The organism is Ensifer sp. 38_S197, assembly GCF_056924495.1.
Map to the genome: position 1 here is coordinate 1,543,568 of NZ_JBXOVZ010000001.1, position 15,516 is coordinate 1,559,083.

Consider the following 15,516-nt stretch of genomic DNA (forward strand, 5'->3'; position numbering starts at 1 on the left):
GCTTCTTGAGCAAATCCGCGGAAGTGTCTTGCTGATTGATTTAGACATCTGACGTATCCATGACCGATTTGAACGACACCAATCTTAGGTAGTCCGTTAGAACTGGCCGTTCCCAGGGGAACTATAGTGAGGAACGATCGACGTCCCACTTGCCCAAGCCTCACCTTGTCCTTGCCAGGCCTGAAGTCCACCTTTTGCTTCCCGAGGGGAGCTATAGCCATTTCAGGGGGATTGGGGCGAGTATTTGCCTTTGCTCCGTGAATTCGAGATCCAGGGAACGTTACGCTTATCATTGTGTAAAATCGCTGCGTTCGCTGCTTTCCATCGCTTCCGCAATTTCCGGGGAGTTCGTTCAGGCGTATGGCTTAGATCCGAGCTTCCGGGCATTGGATTCGGGAAACAGATTCGGGAACGATTTCGAGGAAACGAATGACGCAACAGTTCGACCTATTTGCTCCCGATAAGCCGGTCCCCTCCAAAGCTGCTCGTCCATTAAGTATGAAGCGACAGGTTTCAACCGGCCTCAGCGATGAGGAGATGGTCCGACACCTACGCGCTACAGGTCGATTTCGGATACTCACGAAACTCGAGCCGCGCCCCATAGGGACTGCATTGCGCGCCGAATTTCCCTTGAAAGGCGTCATCCTCGATACGGAAACGACCGGACTCAACCATCGCAAGGACGAGATCATCGAGATTGGCGCCATCGCGTTCACGTTCGACGAGGCCGGCAACATCGGCGATGTAACCGGCGTTTATGCAGGGCTGCAGCAACCAAGCGTTTCGATTCCGCCTGAGGTCACGCGCCTGACCGGAATTACGGACGAGATGGTTGTTGACCGAATGATCGACATTCAGTTATTGCGCGCGATCATCGAGCCTGCGGATCTCATCGTTGCACACAACGCCGGTTTCGATCGCCCCTTCTGCGAAGGCTTTTCTCCTCTCTTCGCGGGCAAGGCCTGGGCTTGCTCTGTCTCCGAAATTGATTGGGTGTCTCGCGGCTTTGAAGGCACCAAGCTTGGTTACCTGATCGGGCAGGCGGGTTACTTCCACGATGGACATCGAGCCGTCGATGATTGCTTCGCGCTCCTGGAGGTCTTGGCAAAGGGCGAGGACGGCGCGAGCCGTACGCCGTTTGCCGAACTTTATGAGGCAAGCCAGCGATCTCGGGTTCGTGTGTTTGCGGAGAACAGTCCATTCGACATGAAAGACCATTTGAAGGCACGCGGCTATCGCTGGTCGGACGGAAGCGACGGGCGCCCGAAATCATGGTGGATCGAAGTTGGCGAGGATGCTCTCGAGGACGAGCTTCGATACCTGCGCTCGGATATCTATCGCTGGGATGAGGCTGATCCGCCTGTCAAGCACCTGACGGCTTTCGACCGCTTCAAGGCGGCGTGAAGCTGTCTTTGAACCGCGCCAATTCTGGCATGGGCTTACCCGGTCTTAGGAGGCCGGCGTCTATCAAGACGGGCCGTGCGGATCAATTCTGTCTTTGAAGGCGGTGCAGGAAGAGCGAGAGGGGGACATACGCTTGGCTTGCGTTTCCCGTCGCGTATCCTGAAGCTTTCGTACTTCTGGTGAGCATCCAATCGATCGGCGTCGGATACGAAATCGATCGGCACGCCGTTAATGTCATGTCGGGACGAATCCTGCCGCGCAACCGCGATCTGATAGCTTCTCGAATGGATATAGGCCCCCGTCGCCTTGCGTAGCGTTGACACGCTGATCTCCGGCTTCAGAAGGCATCGGATCTCATTCCATAGGCCCAAGGCAAAGGGCCGGATTGGATCGCCAACTTTTATCGGCAAGATTGCGATCGGCCGTGTGAGGAGAGCATTGATCTCTTCGGCCTTGGTTATTTCCCTCTTGCGTGCTGGAACCGGCCCGCTGCTTTCTCGCGACGATTTCGATATGGAAGGCTTCTGACGTGTCAAAGTTCGTGCCTACAGCAATCTGGCAAAGTCCTCCGTGAGGATATGCCGCACAACATGTCAAAAGAGCGACATTAGGCCAGGGTGGACGGTTCCGGCCGGACAAGCTTAAAGCGCGAACGCGAGTTGATGTTTGTCTTCGATGCTTGCGCTGTCGAGCGATGATAGCGACACGCCCAAAAGCCGAATACCTTTCGCGACCGGGAAAAGCGGCGAGAGCAAGAGCATCGCGACGTCGGCGAGTTCGCCGGCGCTTGCGATCGGGGCGGTAACGGTCTTGCTCCGGGTGATCTGCGTGAAATCACCCCATTTCACCTTCAGCGTGACCGTCTTGGCCTGAATGCGGTTTACCTCGCAATAACGCCAGACCTGCTCGATCAACGGCTGCAGCCCCGAGCGTGCCGTTTCGAAATCGTGAATATCGGCCGAGAACGTGTCTTCCGCTCCGATCGACTTGCGCACACGATCGGGTTTCACCCGTCGCTCGTCGACGCCGCGGGCGATCCAGTAGAAGTACGGTCCCGATTTACCGAAGTGCTGCTGCAGGAAGGCAAGATCGCAAGCCTTGAGATCACCGCCGGTTTCTATACCGAGCCTGTGCATGCGCTCGGCTGTTGCCGGCCCTACGCCATGGAACTTCTTGACGGGTAACGCCTCGACGAAGGCCGGACCATTCTTCGGCGTGATGACGAAGAGGCCGTCGGGTTTCCTCTGGTCGGATGCCATCTTGGCGAGGAACTTATTGTAGGAAACGCCGGCGGACGCAGTCAGCCCGGTCCGTGCCTTGATCTTTCCACGGATTTCCTCGGCAATTTCGGTTGCAACTCCCATTCCCTTCAGGTTCTCCGTCACGTCGAGATAGGCCTCGTCGAGCGACAACGGCTCGATCAGAGGCGTGTATTCCGCAAAGATCGCGTGGATCTGCTGAGACACCGCTTGATAGGCACCGAAGCGCGGTCTCACGAATATCAACTCGGGGCATTTGCGTTTGGCAGTCACCGATGGCATCGCCGAATGGACGCCGAACTTCCGCGCCTCATAGCTTGCCGCCGCGACGACGCCGCGCGCTTCGCCATGGCCAACGGCGATCGGGAGCCCGCGCAGCTCGGGATTGTCCCGTTGCTCGACGGACGCATAGAAGGCGTCCATGTCCACATGGATGATCTTGCGTGGTCGGCCTGGCGTTTCCATAGCCGTCACCTCGGCGAGGCCGCCATGACCTGACGGCCGGTCACCTTGCTTGCGGGATCGGGCTCCGCAAGGGAGGTGAACGGCACGACGCAGCGGCTGGTAGGACCGAGCCAGCGTCTCCAATGCGGCGAATTGAGATTGCGGATCTTGGTGACGCCGGGGTCGTAGTTCTTTACGACTTCGGGCGGGAAGGGCATGCCCCACGTAGTGCGTGCGATCTCGCGCTGGCCGTCCGTGCCAACGCGCACGACGGGTGCTCGGTCGCCCGGATAGATGTCCAGAGACGGCTCATTCCAGCCGGCCTCGTCGCGGAAAGCTCTCGTGAATTGCATCACGGCGTCACGCGTGGTCGTGATGTTGTAGAGGGTTGCACATTTTCAGTCCTCCCCGCTTCCAATCCGCTGCAGTTCACCAACGAACACTGGCGGCCTTCGTCCGACGTCATACTCGTCTTCCCTTAGGTTGCATTCTTGAGAGCTTCTTGCCCTTGAGGTCGTTGACTCGCAATTCGAGTAGGAACATATAGAGAACATACCAATTGGAAGCACTAATGCATAGCCCCAAGGAGCTGTTCCTTGCAAAATGGCCCGTCCAGTCGACAACACAGTCGTCTCTGAACTTCGTGAGCGCATCAAGCGTCTTGAAGGCAAAAGCGGCCGCGGGCGACAGGTCCTGCCATTTGGCGAAGCCGATGCCTTCAGGCCGTCGCTGAACCTTGCTCGGCGCGAGGCGCTCTGGGCGATCAAGGCGCTTCGCGACGAATCTCTGCCGCTGTTTGCCGCCGCGTCGGAGCGCGAGGGTCGGAGTGTGGCCGAGTCCAACGAACCATCGATCGCGCTGAGGCCCATGACATCAGGGGGCGAGGTCGTCGAGGACTACGGACATGTCGGCTTGACGCTGCGCAGTCATCCGCTCTCGTTCCCGCGTGCCGATCTGACGAAGCGCCGAATCGTCACCTGCCGCGATGCGATGCAGGCGGGCGACGGAAGATGGCTGGAGGCCGTCGGCCTCGTGCTCGTTCGCCAGCGGCCAGGCTCGGCCAAGGGCGTCATGTTCATCACCATCGAGGACGACACCGGGATCGCCAATCTCGTCGTCTGGGCAAAGACCGTCGAGAAGTACCGCCGCGTCGTGCTGGGCGCCGGTATGCTCGGAATCTATGGCCGGATCCGGAGGGAGGGAGAGGTGGTCCACCTGGTAGCCCCTCGGCTGACTGATCTATCCGCAGAGCTTGCGAGCGTCGGCGATCGCGACGCCAGATTCCCGCTGCCGCACGGGCGTGGCGACGAGTTTCACCATGGACCGCTGGCGCCCGATTCACGGGGGCTGCCAAAGGGCCCGCGGCCGCGCCCGACAAGCCATGCGCGATTCCGATGCCGGAGACGAGCCAAGAACTCGGGGTCGTTCATGAGACAGCCTCACGCAACACCGGCCTGGATCGCCGATGTCTCGATGTGGGTGCTACGCACGAATATTGACTCTGTTCTCTGCCCATTGGAAAAAGGCCAACAATTGGAGAGGAAAAACAACTTATGGCAGACGAGAACAATACGCAGGACAATACAGACGCTTTGGAAGCGACTCCGCCCACAGAGATAGCGCCGCCCAAGAAGCGCCGGGGGCCGCGGCCGAAGAATATAGTCTCGGAAGCATCGGCTGAAACACCGGAGGCAGCTGCTGCTCAGCCCGTGGGGGGACGCAGGAAGCGCGCAGACAAGCCGGCAGACGCGACGGTCTCAGCAAAGACGCAGGCCGGTTCGAGGGGCAAGGCAAAAAATGTCGCCAAGGGCACCCGAAAAACCCGTGTGGCAAAACAGACCATAGAAACCCCGGCTCCAGCTCCGATCCTCGACGACATCGCGGATCTTCTTCAGCTTGAAGAAGAGAATGCGCGGCTTCGCAAGGCTCTGGCTGAAAAGCTGCGGGCAGAGAACGCTGATCTGCGCAAGCGGCTTGGTCTTGCTTGATCATTTGGTGAAGGGCTGATCGGCTTGCGCGATCGGCCCTCATCATCGCATTCTTGCTCGATGTGCCTACGGACTGTGGTAATGGATGCTGGTGCGGGCTCGGGGTGACGGCGCACTATGAAATCGCCATGGAAATATTTGATGCAACTGGCGTCTCTCGGCCGAACGAAGGAGCCCGACAGCTCGCGGAAAGCCGAGGCCGCGAAACCGGACGCGCCGCCAGCCCTCACTGCAGCACTGTCCGTTCCCACTAGCAACGGTGCAGAGCCCACAGTGGGAGCCTCGAACGATGCGGTTAGCAATCTCGATGCCACAACCACGCAGACCGCTATCGGCGAAGTTTCCGGCAGTGAAAGCGCGGCCGTTGCGACGGTCGATCGGTCAACTACCGACGATCACGCGGTGCTTCCGGAACGCGCACATCCAGCCCAACCATTGCCGGCGAAAAGGCGTAGGCGCAGCGGGAAAACGAATGTCAAGAATGTTGCGGTGACCTACGCCGTCGAATATGGAGTCGAAAGCTCCATCGTTGCGCAGCCGCCGATGACATTCTTCGATGATGTTGCTGGACTGGATGCGGAAATCAGGCAATTGAGACGCCAACTGGCAGAAAAATTGCTTTTGCAGAACGCGCAACTCAAGCAAATGCTAGAGCGGTACGACGCATAGTGAGCAGTTTCGCGCTCCTGACGATTGGATACCTATGAAACCACAGCAGCGAAAATTCATCGTTGAAGTTAAATCGGCTCGCCGGCGCTCGACGATCAGGCCAGCCTCCATCTGGGGCGATACGGATCTTAAGGCACTCGTGCGTAAGGCTGAGACCGAGGCTCCACATCTGTTCGAACCGGCTGAGGGGCTGAACGAGCTTTCTCCGGCGCAAAGTGTAGAGATCCGCGCAAATGACAGTACCAGCGCGGGCGACACCACACAAATTGCGGAATCCGCTGACCTGACAGGAACGGTCGCCGGGATCGAAGAAGCTTCCATCTCTCCGCTGGAAACGGACAGCCCGAAGATGGCGTTGGCGACAGCGCCGAAGCGCCGTCGCAGCACCCGCAACATTCTTCGAAAAGGTCGAGTGGCGACCAAGGCTGCTACCGAAGCCGAAGCCTCTCCCGACGACCTTGTCGCGCTCGAGGAGGAGAACCGCCGGCTGAAGGGATTGCTGGCACATCGGCTTCGGCAAGAGAACATCCTGCTTCGAAAGATGCTTGAGCGGCTTGACGTAAGATAGGCGGGGTCGCTCATGGCGTTCCCCCGCGCGGGATACCGCACCGGATCGGTTCGGGGCAGTCGACACACCTGGGACGGCATCAATCTGTTCGAGTGCTTTACCCGCAACCAATATCGATCCGGATTACGAGTTTCGGCCAAAGCAGGATTACCTCCACGATATCATGCTGATGAAGCATCACCTCAAGTGCCACAGTAAAACGCCGCGCTCTGCGCGACGGTCAAACGCCGATGCCTTTTCGCCGAAACCGCAGCGAACGACCTGCTCTAACCAAGTCGGATTGATGTTCAAAAGGGACGTTCGAGGAAGATCGAGCTTTCGGTTGAATGCCACCCGCCGGATGACATTCCGGAATGTTGTACTGCGGATTCCGCCGCCTCATCCGAGTTAAGATCTTCGAACGAGAGAGGCTGCTTTGACGCAGCCGCCTCAAAGGCACTATCCTCATAGAAATCCCGATGCGAAACGCTGAGCAGCGCTTTGTCCGGCAGGCTGTCGAACAGCGTGAGGACGGCAAGCGCCGCGACGATATCATAATCTTTTCTTGTCCGATGCGCTCAGGCTGCTTTCGCCGCCGATTTCGCGGCCTTGACGTGCGTTACGCTGCGGCGGCCGTCGACACCGACGGGGACATCGCCGTCAACGGTTGCGCGGCGCACGACCCGGTGCTGGTCGCCGTAGTCGTTGACGGCATAATGCTGGGTCGCGCGGTTATCCCAGATCGCGACATCACCGGCTTTCCAGCGCCAGCGCACGGTATTTTCCGGGGCGGTGACGTAGGATTGGAACACCTCGTAGAGTTTGGCGGAGTCGCTCTTCGACAAGCCGACCAGGCGCTGGACGAAATTGCCTAGCAGCAGCGATCTTTCGCCGGTCTCGGGATGGACTCGCACGACTGGATGCTCCGTCTCATAGACGGTCGACGTGAAAACCTCCTCGAAATGCTTCTTCTCTTCAGCGGTGGCGCGAGGGCGCACGGCTGCGTAGTCATAGGCATTGCTGTGAATGGCCCACAAGCTGTCAGCCAACAACTTGAGAGGCGCCGGTAGGCTTTCGTAGGCGGCATGGGTGTTGGACCAGATCGTATCGCCGCCTGCTGCCGGGATGACGACGCCGCGAAGGACCGAGAATTTAGGATAGGCATCCACGAAGGTGACGTCGGTATGCCATTGATCCGCCCTGCCGCCGCCGCGGCTGGAATCGAGACTGAGGATGGAAGCCGTGCCTGCCACCGGCCCCTGAGTTGGATGAGGCACCAGGTCTCCCAGGCGGCGTGCGACCGATTCCTGTTCGGAGTCGTCAAGATGTCCCTGATCGCGGAAGAAGATCACCTTGTGTTTCAGGAGAAGCTGATTGATGGCTGCCACGGTTGCGTCCGAGAGGTCCCCATCGAGGCGGATACCCTTGATCTCGGCTCCCACACGGCCGGTCAGCAGCTCGACATCGGAGTCTGGAATGATCTGATTGACGAGAACTCGATTGCTCATGGAAATCTCCTGGTTAATCTGGATAAATGTCAGCAGTTCGCATTCGCCCTCGCGACATTCGGCGGGCGCTGGGAGGTTCATCGTTAGATCGGCAGGTCTATGGAAGCGAATAATATATAAATTACATAGATAAAATATTCTAAATATTCGCTGTTTTGCGAACACGTCGTCTCCGCTTTCCAGCTTCAGCACCTATCCATCGAAGAACAGGCCGTGGTTTGGGGTGTTTAGCTGGATATGCGTCCATGCGAACCCGCAACCGCCTTCCTGATCGGTGACGGGATGGCCTTGAGTTCAGGAAAGCGATTCCGGTGAGTCCGACGCGGCGAAAACCATCGCTCTCCATTTCTGCCGTGCAAGCATATCATCGGCGCTTGACCGGTTTTTCCTGTTGACGTCTCCGACATCACGCGGGCACCATTTGCTCCTCGGGCGAAGGTCCCGGCGGCCAGTTTGTTCAAGACGCGGGCCCAGAGCGGACGAAGCAGGGCGGTGCCGTGCTTGGAGCTGCGGGTAAGCCGAATTGGAGACGGTGCAGTGGTAGATACGTCACGCAGCGCAGGCAACGGTATTTCAGAAACTGACCGCAGTTCCGATGGCGCGACGAGCGCGACGGAAAAGACGACGGAACGAAACAAGGCGGTGGACCCGAACGTCCAGCTTGGTGGGCCCGACAATCCAGAAAATGTTCCTTCCGACGCGGCCGAGTCCGGCCTGCGCGGGAAGCCGCCGATCGCCGCCGCGCTCATCGTCACGGTGTCCACGCTGGCGATCGTCGGATTGTCGCTCTGGTACCTCGTCCAGCCGCAGCCGCTCTTGGTGCAGGGAGAGGCGGACGCCACCCGCATCGATATCGCCGCCCGTGTGGACGGGCGCATCGGTGAGCGACCGGTGTCACGCGGCGAAGATGTCAAGGCTGGACAGACGCTTACCTCGATCAGCAATCCCGAGCTGCTGATGAAGCTGCAGGAGGCCGAGGCCGCTCGCGCCGTCTCGGTGGAGGACCTCAATCGGATCGAAGTTGGTACAAGGGCAGAGGTGGTGGCGGAACGCAAGGCAGCGGTCGCGGCCAGCGAGGCGAACCTGACGCTGGCGCAGCAGACCTATGATCGCACTCTGCAGTTGACGAAGGGCGAACACGCGTCGGTCCAGAACCTCGACCAGGCAACGGCAAATCTCGATGTCGCCAAACGGTCGAACGAGCAGGCGAAACTCGCCTACGACGAGGCCGTGGCCGGTTACACCCCAGAGGAGCGCGGTGTCGCGAAGGCGGCCGTGGCGAAGGCGGAGGCCGCAGTCGCGACCTTGAAAGCACAGATCGCGGAATTGACAGTGACCGCGCCTATCGCCGGGCAGGTTTACCAGATTGCCACCGAACCGGGGGAGTATGTCTCGCCTGGCGTGCCTTTGCTTTCGCTCGTCGATCTTTCCGATATCTGGCTGCGCTTCGACCTGCGAGAGGACCTCGTGAAGGGCCTGAAGGTGGGTGACCATTTCCAGGTAAAAATTCCAGCGCTCGGTGACAGCCCCGTGGAAGTCGAGGTCCGCACGATTGCGACGCGCGGTGAATATGCGGGCTGGCGGGCAACTCGGGCGACCGGTGATTTCGACCTCAGAACCTTTGAAGTTCGGGCCTATCCGGTCGAAAAGATTGCCACGTTGAGGCCGGGCATGAGCGCCTATGCCGACTGGGCGGACGCACGGTGACGACGGCCGCTCAGCCCCGCGGGCTCGTCGCGGTTGCTGCCCGGGAAGTCCGGTGGATCTGGCGGGACAAGGTCGCTCTGCTTCTGGTGGTGGGCATTCCGCTTCTGGCTTTCTCTCTGCTTGCCGCAACTTTTGGGAATGCGGTCATCCGCAATCTTCACGTCGACGTCGTCGATCGGGATCGGTCGAGAACCTCGATGACCGTTGTGCAGGCAGTCAGCGCCGCCCCCGGGGTCAACGTCGACAGGCGGTCCTTTGATCTTAGCGGCGCCATGCACGCGGTGCGATCGGGTGAGGCGATTGCTGCCGTCTATATTCCCGAGGATCTCGAGCGTGACATCCTGGCCGGGCGGCGGCCGCAGATCGTGTTGTTCTATAACAAGCAGTATTTCACACCCGGGAACGTGGCCGCGACCTCCCTGCAGTCGGCGGTTTCGGCGGCGATCGCTGACCTGCCACGCGGCCCGGCAAGTCCGGCCTTCAGGCCGGGTCCGCTCGTCGTCGAGCAATATGTCCTGACCAATCCGGCCCTGAACTACGCGCAGTTTCTGCTTCGCGCCATATTGCCGACAGTGCTTCATGTCGTGGTCGCGATCGCGGGCGGATATGCAGTCGGATCGGAATTCGGATCGCGCAGCATGAACGAATGGCTTGCCGCGGCCGGAGGCAGCAGCCTCACCGCTCTCGTCGGCAAGCTGCTGCCTTATCTGGCGATCTTTCTGCTGATGATGGCTGTGGTGCTCGGCATCATTCACGGCCTCTACGAAATCCCGTTCCGCGGCAATCCGATCCTGGTCGCGGCGGCCGCATGCCTTCTCATCATTGCCTATCTCTCGGTCGGCGCCCTCTTTCAACTGCTCGTCAGAAACCTCGCCGCCGGCCTCAGCCTGACCGGTATCTTCTGCTCTCCCGCCTTCGGTTATGCCGGAGTCGGCTTCCCGATCCTGGCGATGAGTACCTTCGCCCAAAGCTGGGGGATGTTGCTGCCGCTGCGCTGGTACATTCAGGTCCTGTTCGACCAGGCGGCCCGCGGCATACCTGAGCAGGATTCGATTATGCCGTTCATGGCACTTGGCGCTCTCGCAGCGCTCTATTTCCTGTTCGCATGGCTTCGGTTGCGCGCGATCGCGAATAAACCTGTCCCCACCGTGGAAGAGGCGGTCGAACCACGGCGATCAGGTAGGATCAGCGTCGCTCGCTCGCTCGCGGACGAATATGGCCGCGTCCTGCGCGACCGCGGAGCGTTCGGCCTCATCGTTCTTGGTCCGATCATCTACGGTGTGTTTTATCCCCAGCCCTATGTCGGGCAACTCATCCGAAACATTCCGATCGCGGTCGTCGACGACGACCACTCGGACGTCAGCCTCACGATCGTCCAGGCCCTGGATGGACACGAAGCGCTCGAAGTTGCAGCCCGCCCAACGACCCTTGCCGAAGCGCAGATGGCACTCGCCCGACGGCAGGTGTTCGGTATCCTGAATATTCCTGCCGGCACCGAGCGCGAGGTGATGAAGGGGGCCGCGGCGCGGTTGCCGGCCTTTGTCGATTCCACATATTTCCTGCTTTACAGCCGGACGCTTCAGGGCATTCAGGAATCTGTCGGTTCGGTTCGCTCCGACCTCGCCACGCAAAGCGCGCGCGCCGAAGGAAGCCGTTATCGGGCAGCTTTGTCCGTCAGTTCGCCGGTCGAGGTTCTCAACCAGCCGCTATTCAATCCGACGGGCGGCTATGGCAGCTACATTGTGCCGGCTGCCTTTGTCCTGATCCTGCAGCAGACCTTGCTAATGGGGACGGCGACGATTGGTGGGGTTGCGTTCGAACGCGGCGGGCATGAGGCGCGGCGAAGCCGTAGTGCGATAAAGTCAGTTCTCGGCCAGGCGCTTGCGCATCTTCTGCTGGCGTTGCCTGCCTACGCGTTCTTCCTCGTCGTCCTGCCGAGAGTCTATGGATTTTCCGCCACTGATCGGGTGCTTGACCTCTTCGTGCTCGCTGTTCCCTTTATTCTCTCGGTCAGCTTCCTGGGTCAGTTTGCGGGTAGCTGGTTCAAGCGCCGAGAGACCGCCGTCTTGCTGTTCATAGCGATCAGCCTGCCGCTGTTCTTCCTTGTGGGCGTCGCCTGGCCACCGGAGGCGATCCCGCCGGCACTGCGGGCCGCGAGCTACGCCCTTCCAAGCACGTCCGGGATCGATGCGCTGGTTCGGGCAAACCAGATGGGGGCCTCCTTCGGCGATGTTTTCAAGGACTGGGCGCGGCTCTGGATGCTGGCGTTCATCTATGCCGCCCTGGCCATGATTTCTGCACGGTTCGTCACTTCACGGAGGGGCGTCAATGAACGCTAGATCCATGTGCCTACCGATCGTTGCCGCGACCGCATTGGCCCTCTCGGCATTTGCCGCGTCGTTTGCCGCGGGGGCGGGCAGGGAGGGTATCGCCGGAATGGTCAGACGAACGGAAATCCGCATCGCTCCCGAGACATCCGGCCGCCTCGCCAGCGTTGCCGTAAAACCCGGACAGAAGGTGCGCAAAGGCGACATAATTGCGGTGTTGGACAATCCAGATCTGTCGGCGATTGTCGGAGAGGCGAGGGCGGCGGCCGCGAGCGCGAAGGCAGAGCGCGACCGGATCTATTCCGGCGTCAGGCGCGAACAGGTTGATATTGCAGTGGAGGCCGTGCGCACGGCCGAGGCAAACCTTGTCCTTGCACGACAGGAGAACGATCGGGCAACGGCGCTTGCGGCAAGCAACTTCGCAAGTCGACAAAAGGCCGACGAAGCCGCTGCCTCACTCGCCAAGGGTGAGGCAGATTTAGAGCTAAAGCGCGCTCAGGCGGAAGCGGCGAATGCGGGCCCTACTGTTGAAGAGCGGGCGCTCGCGGATGCCAGGGTCGCACTTGCCGAGGCGACGGTGGCGAGTATTCAAGCGAAGCTCGACAAGACGCGGCTCGTTGCGCCAGCCGATGGCACGATCAACATCCGCGTCGCCGAAATTGGAGAGATCATCGGGCCGGGCAAACCTGTCGTAACGATGGATGTCGATGACCGGTCGTGGTTCGCGTTCACGGTGCGCGAGGACGATCTCCACGGCATGACGGTGGGCACCTCCGTAACGCTTGCGACGCCGAACGGGCTGTCTATCCCCGCACATGTGACGGAACTTCGGCCGTTGGGCGAATTCGCGACATGGCGAGCGGCGCGTGCCGTCGCAGATCACGACCTCAACAGTTTCCGCGTTCGCTTGGAGGCGGATATGCCCACGAACGACCTTGAGCCTGGCATGACCGTGCTGCTCGCTCGTCCTTAACGTTGGACGGTTTCGTGGATGTCGTTGGAGTGGAAAGGCTCCGTAGAACCCACGCAGAGAAGGCTTCATACGTCACCTGCCGCCGATCGTCGACCTATTGCGATCGGTCTATCCGATTTCCGGCCCGTCCCGCATCGATCGGGAGCTGTGGCTTCGTGCGCCTTGTCAGCAGCTCCGGCTATCGGGTGGAGTTTCTTACTTCGAACAGAGGCAGTGACGACTATATTGAAAGCACGCAAGGATGCCTGCCCTGGGCAGCGCAGGTGCGGATCGGCTGCGCATCCCCGATTTCCTGATCAGTTACCCCATTCGAACGATCCTGCTCTGCAAGTCCGGTGTTCCTGAGACAGTCCCAGCCCTGGAGCGCTACGTCATCCATAAGTTTATCGTCGCGTCGCCACACCGATGGCCAGAGCACAGCTGAGCGTGCCAAAGATATTCGGCAGGCCGTGCTCTTGTTCGAAGCACTCCAGCAGACACGCTGAGCCTCCGACTTGGCTTGACTACAATGAGGCATAGGAACGCGGCGCGAGTTGGCCGGAAGGTTCCGCGCCGGGCACGCATACTCATCGACAACGAGAGGGCCTGCTTCAGAGCTGTCTCCAGAGCCATGGAGATCGGGGAAGCGTCCAATAGGTCTCGGCGGGATCCGGGCCGCGACGGCAGGTGCGATCATCAACGATGGAGCGCTACCGAGCCGGATTTCGCGTCGCTACGACTCTCGCCGACTCGGCGGTAAATTCCCTTGTTGGCAAGTGGATGGTCAAGAGACAGCAGATGCGATAGTCGCACCACGGCGCGCACATGCTCATGCAGGTCCGGACGGCCGCGCTGAACGGCGAACTTCACGATCGTTTGAGGACACGGTTCCGATAGCCAGAACCGAACATGCATTCGATATTCAAACCCAATCCACCACTCCTGCGTGCCGCCTGACGGGCGCGTGAGCAACGGTGAATGAGCGCGAAGGTATCCATCGCCTCTTCACCGGCCCTCAGCTGCTCCGCCTTGACTCATTGGCGGCGAGCTTCGCCTTGAATTCGTCTACCGCCTTGGCGGGATCATCGAAGATCGGTGGGTCCTCGTCGGCAGCGTAGGTATCAAGGTCTGCCGCCATTTCATCCGTCGGCGCCTGTTCCGCGGACGCCTGTGTCTGGGCGAAGGTAACGTCGACTGGCATGGCCGCCAACGCCAGCACCGATGCCAGGCGAAGCGGATGAAAGAGTTTTGCCACGGTCGTTCTTCTGTGATCCGGTTAACGTCTGTCGCCGTCGCGGTCCCCGCCAAGGCTCTTGAGAGTTTTCCCGCATGCCCCTGACGTCCGAAATGCGGACACAACGCTGCCGTTCGCAAACTTAAGCGAGGACGTCGAGCATGCGATCGAGCAAACCTCGTCCAAACCTTTTTGCCCGCCCAACGTTTTACCTGTTCCATCAAAGGAGGTTCCAATGAAGTCCGAAACCGGTCACAAGCAGCGCGAAATCCAGAAGCAGGTGGAAGAGGCCGACAAGAAGCAAAAGCCGAAGACCTCCGGAGCCATGCAGGCGGGTGCTCGCCGTTATCCGGAGCCGCCGTTTCCAAAGGTGCATCAGGACAAGCCAGGCTCAGAGGCCGATCTTCCTGTCGCGCCCATGTATGATGCCCCGTTTTACAAGGGCTCAGGCAAGCTGAAAGACAAGGTGGCACTGATCACGGGGGGCGACTCCGGCATTGGTCGCTCGGTAGCGGTCCTTTTTGCTCGTGAAGGGGCGGATGTCGCAATCGTGCATCTCGAGGAACGCCAGGACGCAGAGGACACCAAGGCTGCTGTCGAGAAGGAGGGACGCAAGTGCCTTGTGATCAGAGGCGACATTAAGGATGCAAGCTTCTGCCGCAAGGCAGTGGAAAAGACCGTGATGCAGCTCGGCCGCCTCGACATCCTCGTAAACAACGCCGCGTTTCAGGTTCACACGGAGGGCATCGAGGACCTTACCGACGATCACTTTGACGAAACGCTGAAAACGAACCTCTACGGCTACTTCTACATGGCAAAAGCCGCGATTCCTCATTTGAAGAACGGCTCGGCAATCATCAACACAGGATCGGTCACGGGTCTCACCGGGTCGAAGGAGCTTCTCGATTACTCCATGACAAAGGGCGGCATTCATGCATTCACCCGTGCTCTTTCGGCACAGCTCGTGTCCAAAGGTATTCGCGTGAACGCCGTCGCGCCCGGCCCGGTCTGGACGCCTCTCAATCCATCGGACAAGGAGGCGGAAGATGTGGAGAAGTTCGGTTCGGATACGCCGATGAAGCGTGCCGCGCAGCCAGAGGAGATTGCTCCGGCCTACGTCTTTCTCGCCTCTTCACAAATGTCGAGCTACATCACCGGCGAGATCCTGCCGATCGTTGGCGGTTACTGATCTCTCTGTGTGCAATTCGGGGTGTCTGGTTCAAGTCTACTCAAGGCGTTAGGGACAGGACTGACATCGTCTTCGTCGGACTTCAACTCCCTCGCGCAAATGCGCCATGAAGACCTCGGCGGGCTGCGGTAACCCAGGCACTTGCGTGGCAGCGCGTTCAGATGATGGACAAGAGCGACGATTCGCTAAGATGGCCGGATAGAGTTGCGAACCGAGGCTGTGAAGCCTTGCGAGCGAGTAAACGCCTTCTTGCTGCGAGGGCCTCAGCCGTGCCAACAGCCCCCTCGA

The 15,516-nt window shown here is 59.9% G+C and carries 13 protein-coding genes and 2 pseudogenes; 10 read left to right on the forward strand and 5 right to left on the reverse strand.

Features of this window, described 5'->3' with window-relative positions:
• Positions 1–429: 429 nt before the first annotated feature.
• Positions 430–1,404 (forward strand): 3'-5' exonuclease, encoded by a 975-nt coding sequence (locus AC1Z3V_RS07240; protein WP_483498084.1) that lies wholly within the window; start codon positions 430–432, stop codon positions 1,402–1,404.
• A 35-nt stretch (positions 1,405–1,439) separates the two neighbouring features.
• Here AC1Z3V_RS07240 and AC1Z3V_RS07245 read toward each other — a convergent pair whose 3' ends face one another.
• From AC1Z3V_RS07245 to AC1Z3V_RS07255, 3 genes are all read right to left on the reverse strand, one after another.
• Positions 1,440–1,940, reverse strand: a complete 501-nt coding sequence (locus AC1Z3V_RS07245; RefSeq protein WP_483498086.1) for a ProQ/FINO family protein — start codon at positions 1,938–1,940, stop codon at positions 1,440–1,442.
• Positions 1,941–2,045: 105 nt separating this feature from the next.
• Complete coding sequence (gene dinB, locus AC1Z3V_RS07250; protein ID WP_483498088.1) at positions 2,046–3,128, reverse strand: DNA polymerase IV; 1,083 nt, start codon at positions 3,126–3,128, stop codon at positions 2,046–2,048.
• A gap of 5 nt (positions 3,129–3,133) precedes the next feature.
• Positions 3,134–3,460 (reverse strand): SOS response-associated peptidase family protein, encoded by a 327-nt coding sequence (locus tag AC1Z3V_RS07255; RefSeq protein ID WP_483498090.1) that lies wholly within the window; start codon positions 3,458–3,460, stop codon positions 3,134–3,136.
• A 352-nt stretch (positions 3,461–3,812) separates the two neighbouring features.
• Between AC1Z3V_RS07255 and AC1Z3V_RS07260 the strand changes: the two are divergent.
• The 4 genes and pseudogenes from AC1Z3V_RS07260 to AC1Z3V_RS07275 all read left to right on the forward strand — a co-directional run.
• Positions 3,813–4,475 (forward strand): annotated as a pseudogene (locus AC1Z3V_RS07260) (OB-fold nucleic acid binding domain-containing protein); the annotation flags it as partial.
• A 185-nt stretch (positions 4,476–4,660) separates the two neighbouring features.
• A complete protein-coding gene (locus tag AC1Z3V_RS07265) occupies positions 4,661–5,095 on the forward strand; it encodes a SyrB-like regulator (RefSeq protein WP_429809152.1) in 435 nt (144 codons plus the stop codon).
• Between the two features lie 141 nt (positions 5,096–5,236).
• Positions 5,237–5,764, forward strand: a complete 528-nt coding sequence (locus AC1Z3V_RS07270; RefSeq protein WP_483498092.1) for a hypothetical protein — start codon at positions 5,237–5,239, stop codon at positions 5,762–5,764.
• A gap of 34 nt (positions 5,765–5,798) precedes the next feature.
• On the forward strand, positions 5,799–6,332 hold the full coding sequence (locus AC1Z3V_RS07275) for a hypothetical protein (protein WP_483498093.1): 534 nt from the start codon (positions 5,799–5,801) through the stop codon (positions 6,330–6,332).
• 557 nt (positions 6,333–6,889) lie between these two features.
• On the opposite strand, the gene AC1Z3V_RS07280 is transcribed toward AC1Z3V_RS07275, so the two are convergent.
• On the reverse strand, positions 6,890–7,819 hold the full coding sequence (locus tag AC1Z3V_RS07280) for a TauD/TfdA dioxygenase family protein (protein ID WP_483499587.1): 930 nt from the start codon (positions 7,817–7,819) through the stop codon (positions 6,890–6,892).
• Positions 7,820–8,356: 537 nt separating this feature from the next.
• On the opposite strand from AC1Z3V_RS07280, the gene AC1Z3V_RS07285 reads away from it, so the two are divergent.
• The 4 genes and pseudogenes from AC1Z3V_RS07285 to AC1Z3V_RS07300 form a co-directional block, all read left to right on the forward strand.
• Entirely contained in the window at positions 8,357–9,526 is a 1,170-nt protein-coding gene (locus tag AC1Z3V_RS07285; RefSeq protein ID WP_483498095.1) for an HlyD family secretion protein, read from the forward strand.
• Positions 9,523–11,865: an ABC transporter permease gene (locus tag AC1Z3V_RS07290; RefSeq protein WP_483498097.1), complete on the forward strand. Its 2,343-nt coding sequence runs from the start codon at positions 9,523–9,525 to the stop codon at positions 11,863–11,865. Before AC1Z3V_RS07285 ends, AC1Z3V_RS07290 begins: the two co-directional genes overlap by 4 nt.
• Positions 11,855–12,826: an HlyD family secretion protein gene (locus AC1Z3V_RS07295; protein ID WP_483498099.1), complete on the forward strand. Its 972-nt coding sequence runs from the start codon at positions 11,855–11,857 to the stop codon at positions 12,824–12,826. The genes AC1Z3V_RS07290 and AC1Z3V_RS07295 overlap by 11 nt, the downstream gene beginning before the upstream one ends.
• A 76-nt stretch (positions 12,827–12,902) precedes the next feature.
• Positions 12,903–13,342, forward strand: a pseudogene (locus tag AC1Z3V_RS07300) (GSU2403 family nucleotidyltransferase fold protein); the annotation flags it as partial.
• Positions 13,343–13,820: 478 nt separating this feature from the next.
• Here the strand turns inward: AC1Z3V_RS07300 and AC1Z3V_RS07305 are convergent.
• Positions 13,821–14,060 carry a hypothetical protein gene (locus AC1Z3V_RS07305; RefSeq protein WP_429809175.1) on the reverse strand — a complete coding sequence of 80 codons (240 nt, stop codon included), beginning with the start codon at positions 14,058–14,060 and terminating at the stop codon, positions 13,821–13,823.
• Between the two features lie 214 nt (positions 14,061–14,274).
• On the opposite strand from AC1Z3V_RS07305, the gene AC1Z3V_RS07310 reads away from it, so the two are divergent.
• Positions 14,275–15,228, forward strand: coding sequence for an SDR family oxidoreductase (locus tag AC1Z3V_RS07310; RefSeq protein WP_483499589.1), 954 nt, complete (start codon positions 14,275–14,277; stop codon positions 15,226–15,228).
• Positions 15,229–15,516: the final 288 nt, after the last annotated feature.

Excerpts from the sequence above, each read along its gene's own strand:
- AC1Z3V_RS07265 (WP_429809152.1), top strand. The coding sequence starts at position 4,661 with ATGGCAGACGAGAACAATACGCAGGACAATACAGACGCTTTGGAAGCG.
- AC1Z3V_RS07280 (WP_483499587.1), bottom strand. The coding sequence starts at position 7,819 with ATGAGCAATCGAGTTCTCGTCAATCAGATCATTCCAGACTCCGATGTC.
- dinB (WP_483498088.1), bottom strand. The coding sequence starts at position 3,128 with ATGGAAACGCCAGGCCGACCACGCAAGATCATCCATGTGGACATGGAC.
- AC1Z3V_RS07255 (WP_483498090.1), bottom strand. The coding sequence starts at position 3,460 with ATGCAATTCACGAGAGCTTTCCGCGACGAGGCCGGCTGGAATGAGCCG.
- AC1Z3V_RS07270 (WP_483498092.1), top strand. The coding sequence starts at position 5,237 with ATGCAACTGGCGTCTCTCGGCCGAACGAAGGAGCCCGACAGCTCGCGG.
- AC1Z3V_RS07275 (WP_483498093.1), top strand. The coding sequence starts at position 5,799 with ATGAAACCACAGCAGCGAAAATTCATCGTTGAAGTTAAATCGGCTCGC.
- AC1Z3V_RS07240 (WP_483498084.1), top strand. The coding sequence starts at position 430 with ATGACGCAACAGTTCGACCTATTTGCTCCCGATAAGCCGGTCCCCTCC.
- AC1Z3V_RS07310 (WP_483499589.1), top strand. The coding sequence starts at position 14,275 with ATGAAGTCCGAAACCGGTCACAAGCAGCGCGAAATCCAGAAGCAGGTG.
- AC1Z3V_RS07295 (WP_483498099.1), top strand. The coding sequence starts at position 11,855 with ATGAACGCTAGATCCATGTGCCTACCGATCGTTGCCGCGACCGCATTG.